The 19,229-nt window shown below is 66.7% G+C and carries 19 protein-coding genes; 10 read left to right on the top strand and 9 right to left on the bottom strand.

Annotated features, from left to right (window positions below; genetic code table 11):
- Position 1: 1 nt before the first annotated feature.
- The 4 genes from fliI to fliF are packed head-to-tail and all read right to left on the bottom strand — an operon-like array spanning position 2 to position 5,116.
- A complete protein-coding gene (gene fliI, locus H566_RS26150) occupies positions 2-1,435 on the bottom strand; it encodes a flagellar protein export ATPase FliI (RefSeq protein WP_051378959.1) in 1,434 nt (477 codons plus the stop codon).
- A gap of 8 nt (positions 1,436-1,443) precedes the next feature.
- Positions 1,444-2,364 (bottom strand): FliH/SctL family protein, encoded by a 921-nt coding sequence (locus H566_RS0118055; protein WP_084545265.1) that lies wholly within the window; start codon positions 2,362-2,364, stop codon positions 1,444-1,446.
- Positions 2,348-3,352: a flagellar motor switch protein FliG gene (fliG, locus tag H566_RS0118050; RefSeq protein WP_028312538.1), complete on the bottom strand. Its 1,005-nt coding sequence runs from the start codon at positions 3,350-3,352 to the stop codon at positions 2,348-2,350. The genes H566_RS0118055 and fliG overlap by 17 nt, the downstream gene beginning before the upstream one ends.
- 27 nt (positions 3,353-3,379) lie before the next feature.
- The gene (gene fliF, locus H566_RS0118045; protein WP_028312537.1) at positions 3,380-5,116 is read right to left on the bottom strand and encodes a flagellar basal-body MS-ring/collar protein FliF; all 1,737 of its coding nucleotides are present in this window, start codon (positions 5,114-5,116) and stop codon (positions 3,380-3,382) included.
- A 187-nt stretch (positions 5,117-5,303) separates the two neighbouring features.
- On the opposite strand from fliF, the gene fliE reads away from it, so the two are divergent.
- From fliE to greB, 4 genes are all read left to right on the top strand, one after another.
- Complete coding sequence (fliE, locus tag H566_RS0118040; RefSeq protein WP_028312536.1) at positions 5,304-5,609, top strand: flagellar hook-basal body complex protein FliE; 306 nt, start codon at positions 5,304-5,306, stop codon at positions 5,607-5,609.
- 228 nt (positions 5,610-5,837) lie between these two features.
- A complete protein-coding gene (locus H566_RS0118035; RefSeq protein WP_028312535.1) occupies positions 5,838-6,173 on the top strand; it encodes a four-helix bundle copper-binding protein in 336 nt (111 codons plus the stop codon).
- Positions 6,174-6,291: 118 nt separating this feature from the next.
- Positions 6,292-7,059, top strand: coding sequence for a UPF0149 family protein (locus H566_RS0118030; RefSeq protein WP_028312534.1), 768 nt, complete (start codon positions 6,292-6,294; stop codon positions 7,057-7,059).
- Position 7,060: 1 nt separating this feature from the next.
- The gene (gene greB, locus H566_RS0118025; RefSeq protein WP_028312533.1) at positions 7,061-7,630 is read left to right on the top strand and encodes a transcription elongation factor GreB; all 570 of its coding nucleotides are present in this window, start codon (positions 7,061-7,063) and stop codon (positions 7,628-7,630) included.
- Positions 7,631-7,751: 121 nt separating this feature from the next.
- Here the strand turns inward: greB and H566_RS0118020 are convergent, their stop codons facing one another.
- The 4 genes from H566_RS0118020 to H566_RS0118005 all read right to left on the bottom strand — a co-directional run bounded on the left by H566_RS0118020 (position 7,752) and on the right by H566_RS0118005 (position 12,101).
- Positions 7,752-10,007, bottom strand: a complete 2,256-nt coding sequence (locus H566_RS0118020) for a RelA/SpoT family protein (protein ID WP_028312532.1) — start codon at positions 10,005-10,007, stop codon at positions 7,752-7,754.
- 181 nt (positions 10,008-10,188) lie between these two features.
- Positions 10,189-10,392: a DNA-directed RNA polymerase subunit omega gene (gene rpoZ / locus H566_RS0118015; RefSeq protein ID WP_028312531.1), complete on the bottom strand. Its 204-nt coding sequence runs from the start codon at positions 10,390-10,392 to the stop codon at positions 10,189-10,191.
- A gap of 93 nt (positions 10,393-10,485) precedes the next feature.
- Positions 10,486-11,148, bottom strand: a complete 663-nt coding sequence (gene gmk / locus H566_RS0118010; RefSeq protein ID WP_028312530.1) for a guanylate kinase — start codon at positions 11,146-11,148, stop codon at positions 10,486-10,488.
- Positions 11,149-11,165: 17 nt separating this feature from the next.
- The gene (locus H566_RS0118005; protein ID WP_245591400.1) at positions 11,166-12,101 is read right to left on the bottom strand and encodes a YicC/YloC family endoribonuclease; all 936 of its coding nucleotides are present in this window, start codon (positions 12,099-12,101) and stop codon (positions 11,166-11,168) included.
- Positions 12,102-12,256: 155 nt separating this feature from the next.
- Here H566_RS0118005 and H566_RS26145 point away from each other — a divergent pair, with 155 nt between their 5' ends.
- From H566_RS26145 to hemW, 5 genes are all read left to right on the top strand, one after another.
- Positions 12,257-13,279: a serine/threonine-protein kinase gene (locus tag H566_RS26145; protein ID WP_051378957.1), complete on the top strand. Its 1,023-nt coding sequence runs from the start codon at positions 12,257-12,259 to the stop codon at positions 13,277-13,279.
- 56 nt (positions 13,280-13,335) lie between these two features.
- Positions 13,336-14,265 carry a PP2C family protein-serine/threonine phosphatase gene (locus tag H566_RS0117995; RefSeq protein WP_028312528.1) on the top strand — a complete coding sequence of 310 codons (930 nt, stop codon included), beginning with the start codon at positions 13,336-13,338 and terminating at the stop codon, positions 14,263-14,265.
- Between the two features lie 69 nt (positions 14,266-14,334).
- Positions 14,335-15,072 (top strand): ribonuclease PH, encoded by a 738-nt coding sequence (gene rph / locus H566_RS0117990; protein ID WP_028312527.1) that lies wholly within the window; start codon positions 14,335-14,337, stop codon positions 15,070-15,072.
- Positions 15,069-15,671 (top strand): non-canonical purine NTP pyrophosphatase, encoded by a 603-nt coding sequence (locus H566_RS0117985; RefSeq protein ID WP_028312526.1) that lies wholly within the window; start codon positions 15,069-15,071, stop codon positions 15,669-15,671. The genes rph and H566_RS0117985 overlap by 4 nt, the downstream gene beginning before the upstream one ends.
- 4 nt (positions 15,672-15,675) lie before the next feature.
- A complete protein-coding gene (hemW, locus tag H566_RS0117980) occupies positions 15,676-16,911 on the top strand; it encodes a radical SAM family heme chaperone HemW (RefSeq protein ID WP_034412181.1) in 1,236 nt (411 codons plus the stop codon).
- 13 nt (positions 16,912-16,924) lie between these two features.
- Here the strand turns inward: hemW and H566_RS0117975 are convergent, their stop codons facing one another.
- A complete protein-coding gene (locus tag H566_RS0117975) occupies positions 16,925-17,386 on the bottom strand; it encodes a rhodanese-like domain-containing protein (protein WP_034412179.1) in 462 nt (153 codons plus the stop codon).
- Positions 17,387-17,739: 353 nt separating this feature from the next.
- On the opposite strand from H566_RS0117975, the gene glnA reads away from it, so the two are divergent.
- Complete coding sequence (gene glnA / locus H566_RS0117970) at positions 17,740-19,155, top strand: glutamate--ammonia ligase (protein WP_028312523.1); 1,416 nt, start codon at positions 17,740-17,742, stop codon at positions 19,153-19,155.
- Positions 19,156-19,229 lie beyond the last annotated feature (74 nt).

The following is a 19,229-nucleotide window of genomic DNA, read 5'->3' as shown; positions in this document are numbered from 1 at the left end:
TTTATCTCCTGAAGCGCGACACGATTGCGCCGAGGTGTCCGGTCGTGTCTGCGTAACGGGAACATTCGCCCAGGTCCTGGCGCAGGAAAGCCTCGATAAGCGGCCAGTTTGCGATCGCGGAATCGACCGCCGGATCGCTGCCCTGCACATAGGCGCCGACCGCGAGCAGATCACGGTTGCGCTGGTAGTTGGAGATGGCCTTCTTCATGTCGAGCGCGATGCGGGCGTGCTCGCGCGACACCACCTGGTTCATCACGCGGCTGATCGACTGCTCGATGTCGATGGCCGGGTAGTGGCCCTGCTCGGCGAGCTGGCGCGACAGCACCACGTGGCCGTCGAGGATGGCGCGCGCGTTGTCGGCGATCGGGTCCTGCTGGTCGTCGCCCTCGCTCAGCACCGTGTAGAACGCGGTGATCGAGCCGCCGCCTTCCTCGCCGTTGCCGGCGCGCTCCACCAGCGCCGGCAGCTTGGCGAACACGCTCGGCGGATAGCCCTTGGTGGCCGGCGGCTCGCCGATCGCCAGCGCGATCTCGCGCTGCGCCATCGCGTAGCGGGTGAGCGAATCCATCATCAGCAGCACCTGCTTGCCCTGGTCGCGGAAGTACTCGGCGATGGTCGTGGCATAGGCCGCCCCTTGCAGGCGCAGCAGCGGCGGGCAGTCGGCGGGCGCGGCCACCACCACGGCCTTGCGCCGGCCTTCCTCGCCGAGGATGTGCTCGATGAATTCCTTCACTTCGCGGCCGCGCTCGCCGATCAGGCCGACCACGATCACCTCGGCCTCGGTGTAACGCGCCATCATCCCGAGCAGCACCGACTTGCCCACGCCCGAACCGGCGAACAGGCCGATGCGCTGGCCCTTGCCGATCGTGAGCAGACCGTTGAGCGCCCGCACGCCCACGTCGAGCACCTCCTCCACCGGCGCGCGCTCGATCGGGTTCATCGGCCGGGCGCGCAGCGGGCGGCGCTCGCGGCAATCGGGCTCGGGCAGTCGGTCGAGCGCGCGGCCGTTGGCATCGACCACGCGGCCGAGCAGTTCCCAGCCGACGGGCAGGGTGCGGGTGCGGTCCTCGGCGCGGCGCCAGGGATGGTTGTGCTCGCCGTAGCGCGGCGGCGGCAGCGGGTCGTAGGCCGCCTCCACGCGCGCGCCCGGCATGAGGCCGGCCGGCTCGCTGTAGGGCATGAGAAACACCTTCTCGCCCGAGAAGCCGACCACCTCGGCCTCGACCGCCTGTCCGCCGCCCTGGCTCACCTTCACCATGCTGCCGAGCGGCAGCTTGACGCCGATGGCCTCCATCACGAGGCCCGATACGCGCACCAGCCGGCCGGCCACATGCGGCACCGGCACGGCATCGGAAAAGTCGGCGCAATCGCCGAGGAAGGCGAGGGTGCGTTCGCCGGGCGCGTCGGATTGCGGCGGTCTTGCAAGCGTTTTCATCGTCGGGTTCAGACCAGCGGAGTGTCGATGGAGCCGAGGTCGTGGCCGGGCGGCAGCGCTTCTTCCTTGAGGCCGAGCGCCGACAGCGCGCCCTGGATGCGGCGCGCCAGGCCGAGGTCGATCTCGCCGTCATGGCTGGTGACGCGGCAGCCGCCGCGCAGCTGGGCCGGATCGGCCACGAGCGTGATGCGGTCGGTGTCCGCGCCGATGTCGTTCTCGACGATGGCGATGTCGTCCGGATGCAGATGCAGCCGCACCCGCGTGGCCGACTCCGACACCATGCCGACCGCCTCGCGCACCGCCGGCAGCATCGCCTGCGGATTGATCGTGAGTTCGGCGCGCAGCATCTGCTTGGCGAGGCGCGCCGCGAGCGTGAGCAGCTGGTCGGCGATGCCCGCCTCGCGCGCGGCCAGCTCGGCGCGGAACTGCTCCACCAGCGGCGCCATGCGCGATTCGAGTTCGGCCGCCATGCGCATGCCGATCTCCTCGGCATGCGCGAAGCCGTGGGCATAGCCATCGGCGCGCGCTTCCAGCGCCAGTTCGTGCACCGGCACGGCCGGCGGCTCGGTCTCGACGAAGGCAAGGTCGTACTCGGGCTCGGGGCCTGCGGGTTCCTCGGTCTCGGCCTGCTCGGGTTCGGGTTCCGGCTCGGGCGCCTTGGTCAGGCGCGAACGGCGCGTGAAGGGGCTGAGCGCGAAGCTGTCGTCGGGCGGACGCGGGCCGCGCGCGTAGGCCTCGGCAAACGCCTGCTCGGCGGCCTTGCGCCGCGCCGCGCGCACTGCCTCGACGAAGGACAGGGTCTGGATTTCGAGCACTTCGGGCGTCCAGGCCTGCACCTTGATGCGCGTTTCCGCCTGCGTCTCCGACGAGATCACCTCGGCCCGGGCCACGACCTCGGCCGGCACGATGGGTTCAAACGAATGAGTCATCGCCGCCTCCGCCAAGCTGGATCTGACCTTCGTCGGCAAGGCGCCGGACGATCTTGAGGATTTCCTTCTGCTCGGCCTCGACTTCCGACAGCCGCACCGGACCCTTGCTTTCGAGGTCCTCGCGCAGCGTCTCGGCGGCGCGCTTCGACATGTTCTTGAAGATCTTTTCCTGCAACTCCTTGTCGGTGCCCTTGAGCGCCACGACCAGCGAGTCGGTCTGCACCTCGCGCAGGATGGTCTGGATGCCGCGATCGTCGATGTCGAGGATGTTGTCGAAGGTGAACATCTCGTCGAGGATCTTCTGCGCCAGGTCGTTGTCGTTCTCCATGATGTTCTGGATCACCGACGTCTCGGCCGCGCTGCCCATGAAGTTGAGCATCTCGGCCGCGGCGCGGATGCCGCCGAGCTGGGTCTTCTTGATCTTGTCGGAGCCGGCCAGCATCTTGGCCAGCACGTCGTTCAGCTCGCGCAGCGCATGCGGCTGGATGCCGTCGAGCGTGGCGACCCGCATCATCACGTCGTTGCGCGTGCGCTCGGGCAGCTGCTTGAGGATCTCCGACGCGTGATCGCGCTCCAGGTGGACGACGATCGACGCGATGATCTGCGGATGCTCGTTGCGCACGAGTTCGGCCACGGTCGAGGCGTCCATCCACTTGAGGCCTTCGATGCCCGACACGTCCTTGCCCTGCAGGATGCGGTCGAGCAGGAAGCCGGCCTTCTCCTCGCCGAGCGCCTTGACCAGCGTCTCGCGCACGAAGTTGTCGGTATCGGCGACGAGCGAGGCTTCGAGGCCGATCTGCTGGTGGAACTTCTTCACCACCAGATCGACGCGCTCCTTCGGCACGATCTGCAGCTTGGCCATCGTCTCGCCGAGCTTCTGCACTTCCTTGGGCGAGAGGTGCTTGAACACCTCCGCGGCGGCATCGGTGCCGAGCGTCATCAGCAGGATGGCGCTTTCACTCAGGCCTTCGTCTTCTTCGGCTGCCATGTGGCATCACTCCGTCTTGCGTTGCCGTCAGGCGTCGCGGTTGATCCAGCGCTTGATCACGTTGGCCACGGCCTTCGGATCGTTGCGGGCCACGACGCAGATGTCTTCGATGAGCTTGGGATCGGGTACCGGCTTGGGCGGCGGCGGGGGCGGCAGCGCTTCCAGCTCCTCGCCGTCGGGGCCGACCACCGCCTCGAAGCCGCCGGGCACGGCCGGCGTGCCGTCGGGGTTGAGCGCGATGGGTACCGGCACGTCGTCGTCCTTCTCGTCCGGCGGCGGCGGATTGAGCGAGCGGATCGCCGGGCGGACCATGCCGAACACCACGATCAGCGCCAGCATCAGCAGCGCGATGTAGGGCGCGAACTCCTTCAGCAGCGCGAGCGTGGCCGGGTCCTTCCAGATCGGCAGCTCGGGCGCGACCGGCGCGTCGGGCGCCGAGAACGGCACGTTCGACACCGACAGCGAATCGCCGCGCTCCTTGTTGAAGCCCATTGCCTCGCGCACCAGCGAGTTGATCTGCTCCAGCTCCTGGGGCGTGAGCGCCTGCGTGGGCTGCACGCCTTCGGGCGGGTTCTTGAGCGTGCGGTGGTTGAGCACGACGGCGGCGGTCAGGCGGCGGATGCTGCCGGTGGCCATGCGGACCACGCGCACCTGCTTGTCCACCTCGTAGTTGATGGTGGATTCCTTGCGCGATTCGGTCGGGCCGGCATTCGCGCCGGCGGCCTGGGCGGCGGGCGGATTGGCGCCCTGGCCGATCGGCGCGGTAGGCGCGGCGGCGGGCTGGTTGGTGAGCGAGCCCGGCACGCCGCCCTCGGCGGTCGTCTTGCTCGACGCGTCGACGGTCTGGATGCTGCGGACCGTGCCGTCCTTCGGATCCTGGTTCGGCTTGTAGGTCTCGGCCGTCTGTTCCTGCTGGTTGAAGTCGATGTCGGCCGTCACCTGCACGCGGAAGTTGTCCGGCCCGACGATCGGTTCGAGGATGTCGTTGATCCGCTTGATCGTCTGTTCTTCGATGCGGTTGACGTATTCGAGCTGGTGGCGGTTGAGCGTGGAGGTGTTGTCCTCCGGGCGCTGGAGCACCTTGCCGGTCTGGTCAACGATCTTCACGTCGCGCGCCGACAGCTCGGGCACGGCCGAGGCCACGAGGCCTGCGATGCCCGCGACCTGCGTCTCGTCGAGCGAGCGGCCCGGCATGAGCGTGACCATCACGCTCGCGGTCGGCTTCAGCTCCTCGCGCACGAACACGCTCGGCTTGGGAATGGCGATGAGCACGCGGGCCGACTGCACGCCGTTGACGGTCTGGATCGAGCGCTCCAGCTCGCCGGCCAGCGCGCGCTGGTAGCTCATCTGCTCCTGGAACTGGGTGGCGCCGAGCTTCTGGCCGTCCATCAGCTCGAAGCCGATGTTGCCGCCGTGCACGACGCCCTGGCTTGCGAGCCGCATGCGCAGGTCCGCCACCTTCTCGCGCGGCACGTAGATCACGCCGTTGCCCTCGGTGCGATAGGGCACGTTCATCTGCGACAGGGCGCCCACGACGGCGCCGCCGTCCTTGTCGCCGAGGTTGGAATACAGCACCGCGTAGTCGGGCGGGCGGTTCCACAGCACGGCCGCGACCGCGAGCGCCACCAGCGCGGCGCTGCCGCCGCCGAGCAGCATCTTGGTCTTGGGCGGCGCGGCGCGCAGGCGCTCCAGCGGCGTCTGGGGCTTGGCGGGGACGGGCAGGTCCGGCGCGTCGTCGGCGGTAGCTACGAGACTGTCGGCCATGGGGCGGTTCTTCCGATGAAAGGCTCAAGTTTTCTTGCGCGCCGGCCGTCAACGGGCAGACGCGTGAGCCGATTATCGAAACCGGGTCGCGCGACCAAAGGCAGATAAGGGGGCGGAAAAGCTCGCTTTCGGGCGCGAGCGCTTGCCGCGTTGCGCCTAGAGTCCGGTCATCCGCAATGGAGCCGCCATGGATTCGATACGCCCCGTAGAAAGCCTGCTGTCCCAGATCGAGACCGTCCGCGCGCGCCCGGCCGCCGGCAGCGACGCGGGCGGCGGCTTCGGTGCGGCGATGGCCGCCGCGCTCAAGGACGTGAGCGCGGCCCAGGCCGGCGCCGCCGACATGCAGAAGCGCTTCCAGATGGAAGACCCGAAGGTCGGCCTCGAAGACACGATGCTCGCGATGAACAAGGCGACGCTCGGCTTCCAGAGCCTGCTCCAGACCCGCAACAAGCTGGTGCAGGCCTACAGCGAAATCATGAACATGCAGGTCTGACGGCCGGCGCCGCGCGCTCGGCATCCGTCGTGGCGCGCCTTGTGCCGCGACGTTTCCGGGGCATCGCGCGCCGCCGGTGCCATCGGCAATTCCTGCGCGCGCAGCGCAATAACTGCGCATTGCGACGGTGGCTTCCCGTCGCATTCCGTCTCGACGGTCGCCGGAACGCCCGTTGCCCATCTCCGTCGGAGGGCGCCTGTCCGGCGCCCGCTTTCGACGGAGATATGCATGGACCCGACCCTCATCAACTGCGCCGACGCCTGCGACGACTGCGCCCGCGCCTGCGACCTCTGCGCGATCGCCTGCCTGGCCGAGGACGACCCGAAGCCGATGGCCGCCTGCATCGCACTCGACATCGACTGCGCCGCCATCTGCCGACTCGCCTCCGCCGCGATGGCGCGCGGCAGCAGCCAGATCGACATCATCTGCGAACTCTGCGCCACGATCTGCGCGGCCTGCGCCGACGAGTGCGGACAGCACCCGATGGACCATTGTCAGCGCTGCGCCAAGGCTTGCCGCGATTGCGCCAGTGCCTGCCGCGAGATGCTGGCAGTCCCGGTCTGAGCTGACTGGCGTTGTCGGCGCCGATCATCGACTGTCGCCCGCACCGGGGCGCTTGCCACCCGGTCGAGGCGAGGTGCCGCCCTGCGATAATCCGCGTTTGCCCCAGCGAGACCGCTTCATGACCGACACCACCCCGCTCAGTCCCCTGTCCGACGCCGACTGCCAGCGCCTCGACGAACTGCTCGCCACGCTGCGCGATCGCGGCCTCGACGCGCCCGACGTCGAATTCACCGACGGGCTGATCGCCGGCGTCGTCGCCCATCCGAGCACGATCGACGTGTCCGAATGGATCGCCGCCCTCATCGGCATCGATCCCGAAGATGAAATCCCCTTCGAGTCCGACGAGGAGCGCGCCGAATTCATCGAGCTGCTCGACCGCCGTCACGCCCTCGTGGCCGCCGCGCTTGCCAACGATCCCGACACCGCCCAGGACGGTGACCTGCTCGACCCGCTCATCTTCGAGCCGGCCGAGGGCGAGGAAGACGCGCCGCTGCTCGGCGAGTACTGGGCAGAGGGCTTCCTGGCCGCCTACGACGTGTGGGAAGACGAGGTGTTCGAGCAGCTCGACGAGGAAGAGTCGGCCTATCTTGAAGACCGCCTTGCCGACTTCGTCGAGCTGCTTTCGCCCGAGGCGCTCGGCATGAGCGAGGACGCCGCCGAGGACGACGACGACCTTGGCCACGAGCATGTCGATCGCACCGACCCGGCCACGCGCGATCTCGACATCGGCCGCGCCATCTGGTCGGCCCACGCGCTGCGCCGCTTCTGGGCCACGCGCGCCGCGAAGCCCAAGACCGTGCGCAAGGCCGACGAGCCCGGCCGCAACGATCCCTGCCCCTGCGGCAGCGGTCGCAAGTACAAGAAGTGCCACGGCGCCGAGCAGTGAGATGAGCAAGGCCTTCGTGAAGGAGGGCGGGCAGGACGACGATGACGACCTGCCCGAGATGCCCGCGATCCCGGCCGGCGCGAAGAACTACATCACGCCCGCCGGCCACTTGCGGCTCAAGACCGAGTTGCTCGACCTCATCGACCGCCAGCGGCCCGAGGTGGTGAACATCGTGTCCTGGGCCGCCAGCAACGGCGACCGTTCGGAAAACGGCGACTACCTCTACGGCAAGAAGCGGCTGCGCGAGATCGACCGGCGCATCCGCTTCATCACCAAGCGCCTTGATTTCGCGGAGGTGGTCGATCCGATGCGGCAGGAGAACATCGATCAGGTGTTCTTCGGCGCGACCGTGACCTATGCCGATTCGCGTGGCGTCGAGCACACGGTCACGATCGTCGGCATGGACGAGGTCGATCCGGCCAATGGCGCGATCAGCTGGATCTCGCCCGTCGCGCGTGCGCTCACCAAGTCGCGCGAAGGCGATGTGGTGACGCTGCGCACGCCAGCCGGCGTGGACGAGCTTGAGGTGATCGAGATCCGCTACCAGCCTTTCGAGCCGGCGCGCGACTGAACCGGCGAAGGCGCGCGCCCGGGCGTCGAGCGGTCGGGGCGGTGCCCGTCCTGACGACCGGCGGCGACCAGGCTGAGGACAGGGGTTGCGCTGTCAGATCGGCCCGGCCCGATCGCTGCCTTCAGCCGCGCGCGCGGCCGATGCGCCTGACCTCGGGCAGCCGGCGCAGGTTGCGCATCACCTGGGCGAGGTGGTCGCGATTCGTGACCTGCACGGTCGCGTCAACCACGATGGAGCCGTCGAGCTGCATGTCGTCGGTCGAGACGCGGTTGATGTTGGCGTCGCTGCTGGCGATCTCTGCCGCGATGCGGCCGAGCACGCCGCGCTCATTGGCGGCCTGGATGTGGATGCGCGCGTCGAAGGCTCGCTGCACATCGTCGGCCCAGGCTACGTCATCGAGCCAGCGCTCGGGGTCCTTCTGGCGCAGGCGCCGTGCCTGCTCGCAATCGCGTGTGTGCACGACGAGGCCATGGCCCTTGCGCAGATAGCCGGCCAGCGCGTCGCCCGGGATCGGCGCGCAGCACGGCGCGAGCTGGATCGCCATGCCTTCGGTGCCGTGGATGAGGATGCGCGCGCCGTCGGAATCGACGCCGCTGCGCACCGTCGGCCCCTCGGTGGCGATCAGCAGCCGGCGTGCGACCACCGCCGCGATGCGCCGGCCGAGGCCGATGTCGGCATGCACCTCGTCCACCGACTTCGCGCCGAGCGTGCGCACGAGCTTGTCGTAGCTCGCCGGTTGCAGCGAGCGCGGATCGACTTCGAGCGCGACCAGCGCCTGGCGCAGCAGGCTTTCGCCCAGCGCGATCGAATCGGCCAGGTTGGTCGTGCGCAGCGCATGCCGGATCTCGAAGCGCGCCCGTGCCGTGCGGACGAAACCGAGCCAGTTGGGATTGGGCCGGCCGTGCGGATCGGTTTCCACCTCGACGATGTCGCCGCTGTGCAGCTCGGTGCGCAGGCTGACGGGCAGGCCGTTGACACGCGCACCGACCGCGCTGTTTCCGATGTCGGTGTGGATCTGGTAGGCGAAATCGAGCGGCGTCGCGCCGCGCGGCAGCGAGATGATCTTGCTCTTGGGCGTGAACACGTAGACCGAGTCCGGAAACAGATCGACCTTCACATGTTCGAAGAACTCGCCCGCGTCGCCGGTCTGGTTCTGCACCTCGATGAGCGATTGCAGCCAAGTGTGGGTGCGCTGCTGGAGTTCGGTGACGCTCGCCTTCTCGTCCTTGTAGAGCCAGTGCGCCGCGACGCCCGACTCGGCGACGTGATGCATCTCCTCGGTGCGGATCTGGAACTCGACCGGCGTGCCGAACGGACCCACCAGCGTCGTGTGCAACGACTGGTAGCCGTTGAACTTGGGCACCGCGATCAGATCCTTGAACTTGCCCGGCACCGGCTTGAACAGCCCGTGCAGCACGCCCAGCGCGAGATAGCACTGATCGCGCCTCGGCACCACGACGCGAAAGCCGTACACATCCAGCACCTGCGAGAACGACAGGTGCTTGTCGCGCATCTTGCGGTAGATGCCGTAGAGGCTCTTCTCGCGGCCCGAGACCTGGGCCTCGATGCCGGCGGCGGGCAGGGCGGTCGTGATCTGGCCGAGGATCTTGTTCACCACCTCGCGCCGGTTGCCGCGGGCCGCGAGCACGGCCTTGCGCAGCGTCGAGTAGCGCATCGGATAGAGGTAGGAAAAGCTCAGATCCTGAAGCTCGTGGAAGATCACGTTCAGGCCCAGCCGGTGCGCGATCGGCACATAGATGTCGAGCGTCTCGCGCGCGATGCGGCGCTGCTTGTGCGACGGCACCGCACCCAGCGTGCGCATGTTGTGCAGCCGGTCGGCCAGCTTGATAAGGATGACGCGCACGTCCCGCGCCATCGCCAGCATCATCTTGCGGAAGTTCTCAGCTTGGGCGTCCTGCTGGTTGGCGAACTTGAGCCGGTCGAGCTTGGACAGCCCATCCACGAGTTCGGCCACCGGCGCGCCGAAGCGCTCGACAAGTTCCTGCTTGGTGACGCCCTGATCCTCGATCACGTCATGCAGGAGCGCGGCGATCATCGCCTGCGCATCTAGCTTCCATTGCGAGCAGAGTTCCGCCACCGCGATCGGGTGGGAGATGTAGGGTTCGCCGCTCTGCCGGAATTGGCCCAGATGGGCCTCGTCGGCGAAGCGGTAGGCCTCGCGTACCTTGGCGACATCGGTGTCGGACAGATAGCTGGCCAAGGTCTCGGCCAAGGGCGCGAAGCTCGCCACCGAGCGGATTTCCTCGCGTGGTGCTTCGGCGGCGGGCGCCGGTGTCCGGGGTTTGCGCGGCTTGCCCGATGGCGCTTGGGCGTCGCCTGCTTCATCGGGCGCATCGTCGGCGACCGACTGGGCCATCACCCGCGTGAGATGGCTGGTGATCGACGGCAGGGTCGCGCGCAGCGGGCTTGTCGGCGCGGGTGTGCCCGCTGCCCGTTCGGGCTGCCGGCCTCCGGCGGGCAGGGGCGTGCGAGCGGGTTCGGCGCCTTGCGGCTCCGGAATGACACTCACCCGATCGTCGTCCATGCCCTTGCCTCCGTCAGGTCGGGACTTTCTTGAGCATTTCGATGCCAACCTTGCCGGCGGCAATTTCACGCAACGCGGTAACCGTCGGCTTGTCCTTCGTTTCGACCTTGGGCGTATGGCCTTGGGCCAATTGGCGCGCGCGATAGGTCGCGGCCAGCGCGAGCTGGAAACGGTTGGGGATTTGCTTCAGGCAGTCTTCGACGGTAATGCGAGCCAAGAGGGATCTCCGATTCGTTGAGGCAGCACCGATGTCAAGCACCGGTGCAGGGTGACAGTATGCGACAGCGCAGGAATTTGCTGCGATGCGGCATCAGGTGAGATCACCGCCGATGCCGAGTTGAGCGAAGAGCTCGTGATTGCGTGCGTGCTGGGCGGCGAACCGCGTGCGGGTGGCTTTCACGATGCTCGTCAATTCGTCAAGAGCCGTCGCAAAGTCTTGATTAATAATAACATGTTCAAATTCCGGGGCATGCGCGATCTCGCTGCCGGCAGCCAGCAGTCGGCGCGAAATCACGCTGTCGCTGTCTTCGCCGCGAGTGCGAAGACGATGCTCCAGCGCTTCGAAACTCGGCGGGAGAATGAAGATTCCCGTCACCGAAACCCGGCTGCTGCCGGCAAATCGCTGGCGTATCTGGCGCGCGCCCTGCCAATCGATTTCGAGCAGCACATCGACATCCCGCACGAGTTGATCCTCGATCCATTTGCGAGAGGTGCCGTAATAGTTGCCGTGCACTTCCGCCCATTCGAGAAAGTCGCCGTCTGCTTCCATTTGCCTGAATTCGTCCGGACTCACGAAATGGTATTGGACGCCATTGCGGTCTTTCGGGCGCGGCGGGCGGGTCGTGTGCGAAATCGACAGCCGGATCGTCGGCAGGCGTTCAAGCAGGGCGTTGACGAGAGTGGATTTGCCGGCGCCGCTCGGCGCGACGACCATCAGCAGGCTGCCCGCGAAGGCGGGTTCGGACAGGCTCATCGGCATGGTCTGTTCCTTTATTCGAGATTCTGGACTTGCTCGCGCATCTGCTCGATCAGCAGCTTCAGATCGATCGAGGCGTTGGCGAGATCGACGGCAACGGCCTTGCTGCCGAGCGTGTTGGCTTCGCGGTTGAGTTCCTGCATCAGGAAGTCAAGCCGCTTGCCGAGGCCGCCGGCGGGCGGCTGATCGAGCAGGCGGCGCACTTCGGCGCAGTGCATGCGCAGGCGGGCAAGCTCCTCGTCCACGTCGGCGCGCAGCGAGAACAGCGTGACTTCACTCGCGATGCGGCCCGCGAGCTCGTCGCGCGAGACGCCGCTGCTTTCGCTGGCGGCAGCCACCACCTCATCCACGCGGGCCGCGACTTTCGCGCGATGGGCCTCGCGCAACTCGGGCAGGCGAGTCGAAACCGAACTGGCCACTTCCTCGATCCGCGTCAGCCGCTCGCGCAGGTGGGCGGCGATGCGTTCGCCCTCGCGCTGGCGTGCCTGGCGCAAGCCGCCGACGCATTCGCGCGCGGCGGTGATCGCGGCGTCCCGCAAGGCGTCTACGGCAAGCGTGCGCTCGGCCACGATGCCGGGCCAGCGCAGCACGTCGGCGACCGACAGGTGCCGCGCCTCCGGCAGCTCGGTCAGCACGGTTTCCTGCCATGCCACTAGTCGCCGGATCGCCGCCGGATCGGGTGAGGATGCCGGTGAGGCGCTATCGTCCGCGCGCTGCCATTGCAGGCGAAATTCGATCTTTCCGCGCTGGAAGGTGGCTCCGATTGCTTCGCGCACAACCGATTCAACCTGCCGAAGTTCGTCAGGGATGCGAAACTGTAAGTCCAGAAAACGGCTGTTGACGCTGCGTAGCTCGCAACTGAGATTGGCGCCCGCGATTGATCGAGTCGCGCCAGCGTATCCGGTCATGCTGGCGCAGGCAGCGCCGGCCTTCGGGTTGTCGAAAGTCATTTCAGAAGCAATTGTTGCGGTGCGGCGTACTGCTGTCCTCGTGGACAGAAGCGCTGCCCTCATCGCACGCGCATTTACAAACCGTAGGGCGTAGGCTCAAATTCGAGTCTTCGAGAGTACCTATACAGGCCGTCAGGGTAGATCAACCGTCCCGAATGTCAGCACAACAAAACGCAGCGCTCCCCGCGGGGCTGGTCATCGGCGGATATCGGATCGTCAAGAAAATCAGTACTGGCGGATTTTCCATCGTCTATCTGGCCCTCGACGAAACCAACACCCCCGTCGCCGTCAAGGAATATCTGCCGAGTTCGCTCGTGGTCCGGCGGGAGGGGGAACTCGAGCCGTCCATCGTCCCGCAGAACCTGGCCACCTTCCGCGTGGGCCTGAAATGCTTTTTCGAAGAGGGGCGGGCGCTTGCGCGGATCGCGCATCCGAATGTCGTTCGGGTGCTGAATTTCTTCCGCGCCAACGGTACGGTGTACATGGTCATGGCCTATGAGTCGGGCCGTTCTCTGCAGGAACTCATCATCCGTCGGCGTGACACGCCGGGACGTGATTACATCATCGGCGAGGGCACGATCCGCCGGATCTTCTCCCAGGTGCTGAATGGCCTGCGCGAGGTGCATGCGAACAAGATCCTCCATCTCGACATCAAGCCGGCCAACATCTACCTGCGCTCCGATGCGACGCCGATCCTGCTCGACTTCGGTGCTGCGCGGCAGACGCTCAATCCCGATGAGGAAAAGCTCTATCCCATGTACACGCCGGGCTTCGCGCCGCCCGAGCTGCATGTGAAGGACCCGTCGCTCGGGCCATGGTCAGATATCTACAGCGTTGGCGCGGCGATGTTCGCCTGCCTGTCCGGCTCGCCACCGCAAGCCGCCGACGCACGCAAGCAGGCCGACAAGATGCCGTCGGCGGTCCGGCAATACCGTGCACACTATTCGGCCGAGTTGCTCGATCTGATCAATCTTTGCCTCAAGCTCGATCCGCTGGAACGCCCGCAGAGTGTGTTTTCGGTACAGAAGCTGCTTCTTGCCGACGTGGCACGTCACGAGCCTGCGTCGTTTACCGATCGGCTGCGGCGAATGGTCGTGCGTAGCGGTTCGCGTGCCGAGGGCAGTACCCAAGCCGGTAGCCATACCGAGCCTGACCTGCCGACGGACTGGCGCAAATGAATAATGGCGAGGGCACCATTCCCTCGTCCCCCTGTGCATTTCGGTGCTGAACAACCGTGCGTTTCTCGATCTACCAGGAAAGCAAACGCGGCGGCCGCAAGGTCAACCAGGACCGGATGGGCTACTGCTATACCCGCGACACCTTGCTGCTCGTCGTCTGCGACGGCATGGGCGGCCATCTCAACGGCGAGATCGCGGCCCAGATCGCGGTGCAGACGATCGGCGCGCTGTTCCAGCGCGATGCACGGCCGGTGCTCAAGGATCCGCGCCAGTTTCTCGAAGATGCGATGCTCACCGCGCACATCGAGATCCAGCGCTACCGGGCCGGTCGGGGCCTGCCCGAATCTCCGCGTACGACTGCCGTGGCCTGTATCGTCCAGCGCGGCGTCGCCTACTGGGCGCACGCTGGCGATTCGCGGCTGTATCTCATCCGCGATGGCGGCATCCAGCATGTAACGCGCGACCACTCCCAACTCGAAGCGATGATCCAAGACGGCCTGCTTGACCAGCGCGACCGTGCCGATTACCCCGAGCGCAACCGCCTGTTCAACTGCCTCGGCGCACCCGCGATGCCGCTAGTCGAGCTGGCCGATCCGGTGCGGCTGCTGCCCGGCGACCATCTGCTGTTGTGTTCTGACGGGCTGTGGGGTGCGGTGCCCGACAGCATCATCGCTTCCGCCTTCCGATCGAACTCGGTGATGCGCGTGGTGCCGGAGCTCATCAACTACGCGCTGATGCAAGCGGGCGCCCGTGCCGACAATGTCTCGGCTGTCGGCATGACCTGGGAATCCGACACCTCGCCGGAGGAAGAGCGCGGTGCGCCCACGCCGGGTCGCAGCGCCGATGCCTTCACGTCCACCATCCAGTTCCCGGCCCAGGGCAAGGCCGGCGATCACGCACTGTCCGACGACGACATCGAGAGCGCGATCGCCGACATCCGCAAGGCGATCGCCGCCTCGCACAAGGCGCCGCCGCCCAAGCGCTGACCCGCCTTTTCCCCGATTCACCTCCGTCGGCCGGCACCCGTTGCCGGCCGCGTCCTTTCCGGAACCGTCATGTCCCATCCGCAACGCCCGTCCGGCCGTGCCTTCGACCAGCTCCGCGACGTGAGCATCGAACGCGGCTTCACCTGTCATGCCGAGGGCTCGGTGCTCGTGTCCTTCGGCGCCACGCGCGTGATCTGCACCGCGAGCGTGGAGGAGCGCGTGCCGCCCTTCCTCAAGGGCAAGGGGCAGGGCTGGGTCACTGCCGAGTACGGCATGCTGCCGCGCTCGACCCACACCCGCACCGACCGCGAGGCCGCCAAGGGCAAGCAGTCGGGGCGCACGCAGGAGATCCAGCGCCTGATCGGCCGCTCGCTGCGCTCGATCATTGACCTCAAGGCGCTGGGCGAGCGTCAGATCCAGATCGACTGCGACGTGATCCAGGCCGACGGCGGCACCCGTACCGCGAGCATCACCGGCGCCTGGGTGGCGCTACGCGACGCGATCGATGGACTGCTCGCGAACGGCAAGCTCGTGGCCGATCCGCTGCGTGACCAGGTCGCGGCGGTGTCGGTCGGCGTGTGGGAAGGCGTTCCGCTGCTCGACCTCGACTACGCCGAAGACTCGGCCTGCGAGACCGACATGAACCTCGTCATGACCGGCAGCGGCGGCTTCGTCGAGATTCAGGGCACGGCTGAGGGCATGCCGTTCTCGGGCGCAGAGCTCGACGCAATGCTCGCGCTTGGTCGCGTCGGCATCGCGAGGCTGACCGAACTCCAGCGCACCGCGCTCGAAAAGGCCAAGGCATGAGCAGGCGCGTCGTCGTCGCCAGCAACAACGCCGGCAAGCTCCGGGAGTTCTCGGCGCTGCTGGCGCCGCTCGGCTGGCAGCCGCTTGCCCAGGGCGAACTGGGCGTGTCCGAGGCCGAGGAGCCGTGGCCGACCTTCCTCGAGAACGCGCTGGCCAAGGCGCGCAACGCTTGCGCCGCAACCGGCCTGCCGGCGCTTGCTGACGATTCGGGCATCAGCGTGCCGCTGCTCGGCGGCGCGCCGGGCGTGCTGTCGGCGCGTTATGCCGGCGAGCCGCGCAGCGACGCGCGCAACAACGAAAAGCTGATCGCCAGCGTCGCCGCGCGGGCGCGCGCCGAGTCGGACTGGGATGCGTTCTACGTCGCGGTGCTGGTGTTCATGCGCTCGGTCGATGATCCGCTGCCGATCATCGCTCAGGGTATCTGGCGCGGTCGGCTGGTTGCCGCACCGGCGGGCGAGGGCGGTTTCGGCTACGACCCTCACTTTCTTCTGCCGGAACTCGGCCTGACCGCCGCCCAACTCCCGGCCGAGCAGAAGAACCGTCTGAGTCATCGCGCCCAGGCGCTGACCACCCTCGTCGCCGCATTGGGCGGAGTCTGATCGCATGGCGACCCGCATCACGATCGCGCCCGCCGATGCGCTCCAGCGCGGACCGGCCGACGCGGCAGTGCGCTTCCTGCGGCCGGGCGAGTTGCGACTGGAGGCACTGCCGCCGTTGTCGCTGTACGTCCATTTCCCGTGGTGCGAGCGCAAGTGCCCCTACTGCGACTTCAACTCGCATGCGCCCGAGGGGCCGATTCCCGAGGCGGACTATCTCGATGCGCTGTGCGCCGACCTGGAGGCGTCGCTGCCGCTGGTGTGGGGGCGGCGCGTGCACACCGTGTTCATCGGCGGCGGTACCCCCTCGCTGTTGTCGGCGGCCGGACTTGATCGGCTGCTCGGCGATCTGCGCGCGCGTCTGCCGATCGACGCCGATGCCGAGATCACAATGGAAGCCAACCCCGGCAGCGCGGAAGTCGCCAAGTTCCGCGCCTTCCGCGACAGCGGCGTCAACCGGCTGTCGATAGGTATCCAGAGCTTCGACGACCGCTATCTGCGTCCGCTCGGCCGCATTCATGACGGCGCCGAGGCGCGTCGCGCGGCCGAGGCCGCCGTGAGCGTGTTCGACAACGTCAATCTCGATCTGATGTATGCGTTGCCCGGCCAGTCACTCGATGACTGCCTGCGCGACATCGATACCGCCCTCGGCTTCGGCACCCGGCACCTGTCGGTCTATCACCTGACCGTCGAGCCCAATACCGTGTATGCCAAGTACCCGCCCACCGACCTGCCCGACGACGACCTGGCGGCCGACATGCAGGAGGGCATTGTCGAGCGGCTTGGTGGCGCCGGCTTCGACAACTATGAGATCTCGGCTTGGGCGCGTCCGGGCAGTCGCTCGCGCCACAACCTCAACTACTGGACCTTCGGCGACTACCTCGGGATCGGTGCCGGTGCGCACGGCAAGCTCAGCTTTCCCGAGCGCATCACGCGCCAAGCCAGGCTGCGCCAGCCGCAGTCGTACATGGAGGGCGCGCTCCGTGGCGATGCCAGCGCCGAATCCCATGATCTCGACACCGCCGCCATTCCCGGCGAATTCATGATGAACGCGCTGCGCCTGACTGACGGCGTGCCGACCACGCTTTTTGCCGAGCGCACGGGCCTGTCGATCGGCAGCATCGCGCGCGCGATGGCTGAGGCCTGCGCGCGCGGCCTGCTCGATCCTGCGCCCGAGCGCATCCGCCCGACCGACCTCGGCCGACGCTTTCTCAACGACCTTCAGGCGATGTTCATCGGCTGAGTGGTCGGAGACGTCAGGCGCCGATCCAGGGCAGGCCGCGCTTGCACCAGCCACCAATGGTCTTGCGGTGACCGGCGGCGTCCTTGTCGCCTTCGAAGCCTTCGAGGATGTCGTAGCACTCGGCATGGCCGGCTGCGGTCGCGGCCTTGGCGGCGGCCTTGCTGCGCACGCCGCTGCGGCACAGGAAGAACAGGGGGCCGTCGCCCGCACTAGCAGCCAGTTGCCCGAGGAAAGCGCCGTTGGGCTGGTTGCCGGGCCAGATCACCCACTCGATCGGGAGGTACTGCCCGGCAGGTATTGCAGGGCGACCCACCCAGTCGAGTTCGGCGCGCGTGCGCACGTCCACCAGGCGGGCGCCGGGCAGCGCCGTCAGCAAGGCAAGCGCCTCTTCCGGGAGCACCGCACCCGCATAGCCGCTGTCGGAGGTTCGGGTACGAGCCGTGTCTAGAATGACGGCCGCATCAACATCGCTCATGAAGTCTCCATCTTGGTGCTCATGCACCAAATAAATGCGCTTATGCCTCTGGAGGCCGCAATCATTTCGCAGTCACAATCGGAGTGCGGCCTCATATCTACCGCTCGTGCATCGAGTCGGAGCGTTCGTTCCCTAAGACAGAGCCTGATGCCGTTCAAAAGTGCGCGGCATACTAAATGCTATAGTCGCCGGCGCTGTCAGAAAACATCCCGATCGAGCGTAGTTTATTGACTCGACGGGCACCGATTTCTCTTGACCTGCAACGAACGGAATCTGTCGCCGCAGGCTGTCTGCGGATTTCCGATTCGTCCCAACCGACAACCTTTGAATCCGTTTCGATCCAGGAGATCTTCATGGCAATCACCGCCGATGACGTGATGAAGCTTGTGAAAGACAACGAAGTCAAATTCGTTGACTTCCGCTTCACCGACACCAAAGGCAAGGAACAACACGTCTCTGTTCCCCTGTCGCATTTCGACAAGGACAAGTTCGAGAGTGGCCATGCCTTCGACGGTTCGTCCATCGCCGGCTGGAAGGGCATCGAAGCCTCGGACATGCTGCTCATGCCCGATGCCAACACGGCCTTCATCGACCCGTTCCGTGAAGAAACCACGCTCATCCTGACCTGCGACGTGCTCGAGCCGTCGGATGGCAAGGGCTATGACCGCGACCCGCGCTCGATCGCCAAGCGCGCCGAGGCCTACCTGAAGTCGTCGGGCATCGGCGACACGGCCTTCTTCGGTCCGGAACCCGAATTCTTCATCTTCGACGGCGTGCGCTGGGGCGCCGACATGTCGGGCAGCTTCGTCGAGATCGAATCGGAAGAAGCGTCGTGGTCGACCGGCAAGAAGTACGAAGGCGGCAACCTTGCCCACCGTCCGGCGGTGAAGGGTGGCTACTTCCCGGTTCCCCCGGTGGATTCCTTCCAGGACATCCGCTCGGAAATGTGCCTGATCCTCGAACAGATCGGCGTGCCGGTCGAAGTGCATCACCACGAAGTCGCGGGCGCGGGTCAGAACGAAATCGGCACCAAGTTCTCGACGCTCGTCGAGCGCGCTGACTGGACGCAGAAGCTCAAGTACGTCGTGCATAACGTCGCGGCCAGCTACGGCAAGACCGCCACGTTCATGCCGAAGCCCCTCGTTGGAGACAATGGCTCGGGCATGCACGTTCACCAGTCGGTCTGGAAGGACGGCAAGAACCTCTTCGCCGGTGACGGCTACGCCGGTCTGTCGGAATTCGCGCTGTACTACATCGGCGGCATCATCAAGCACGCCCGCGCGCTGAACGCCATCACTAACCCCGGTACCAATTCGTACAAGCGTCTGGTCCCGGGCTTCGAAGCCCCGGTCAAGCTGGCCTATTCGGCCCGTAACCGCTCGGCCTCGATCCGCATCCCCTACGTCAACAGCGACAAGGCCCGCCGCATCGAAGTCCGCTTCCCGGATCCGACCGCGAACAGCTACCTCGCCTTCGCCGCCATGCTGATGGCCGGTCTCGACGGCGTGCAGAACAAGATCCATCCGGGTGAAGCCGCGGACAAGAATCTGTATGACCTGCCGCCGGAAGAAGACGCGCTCATCCCGACCGTGTGCTCGTCGCTCGACCAGGCGCTCGAGTACCTCGACAAGGACCGCGAATTCCTGACCAAGGGCGGCGTGTTCACCGACTCGATGATCGATGCCTACATCGCGCTCAAGATGGAAGACGTGACCCGCTTCCGCATGACGACGCACCCGATCGAATTCGACATGTACTACTCGCTGTAATCGGCGCGCGGCTTCGGCCGCCTTCGATATCGACGGCGCTGAATGAAAGTTCAGCGCCGTTTTTGTTGCACGAA

The sequence above is a fragment of the Derxia gummosa DSM 723 genome, from assembly GCF_000482785.1.
GTDB lineage: Bacteria > Pseudomonadota > Gammaproteobacteria > Burkholderiales > Burkholderiaceae_E > Derxia > Derxia gummosa.
This window is presented reverse-complemented; position numbering and strand designations above follow the sequence as displayed.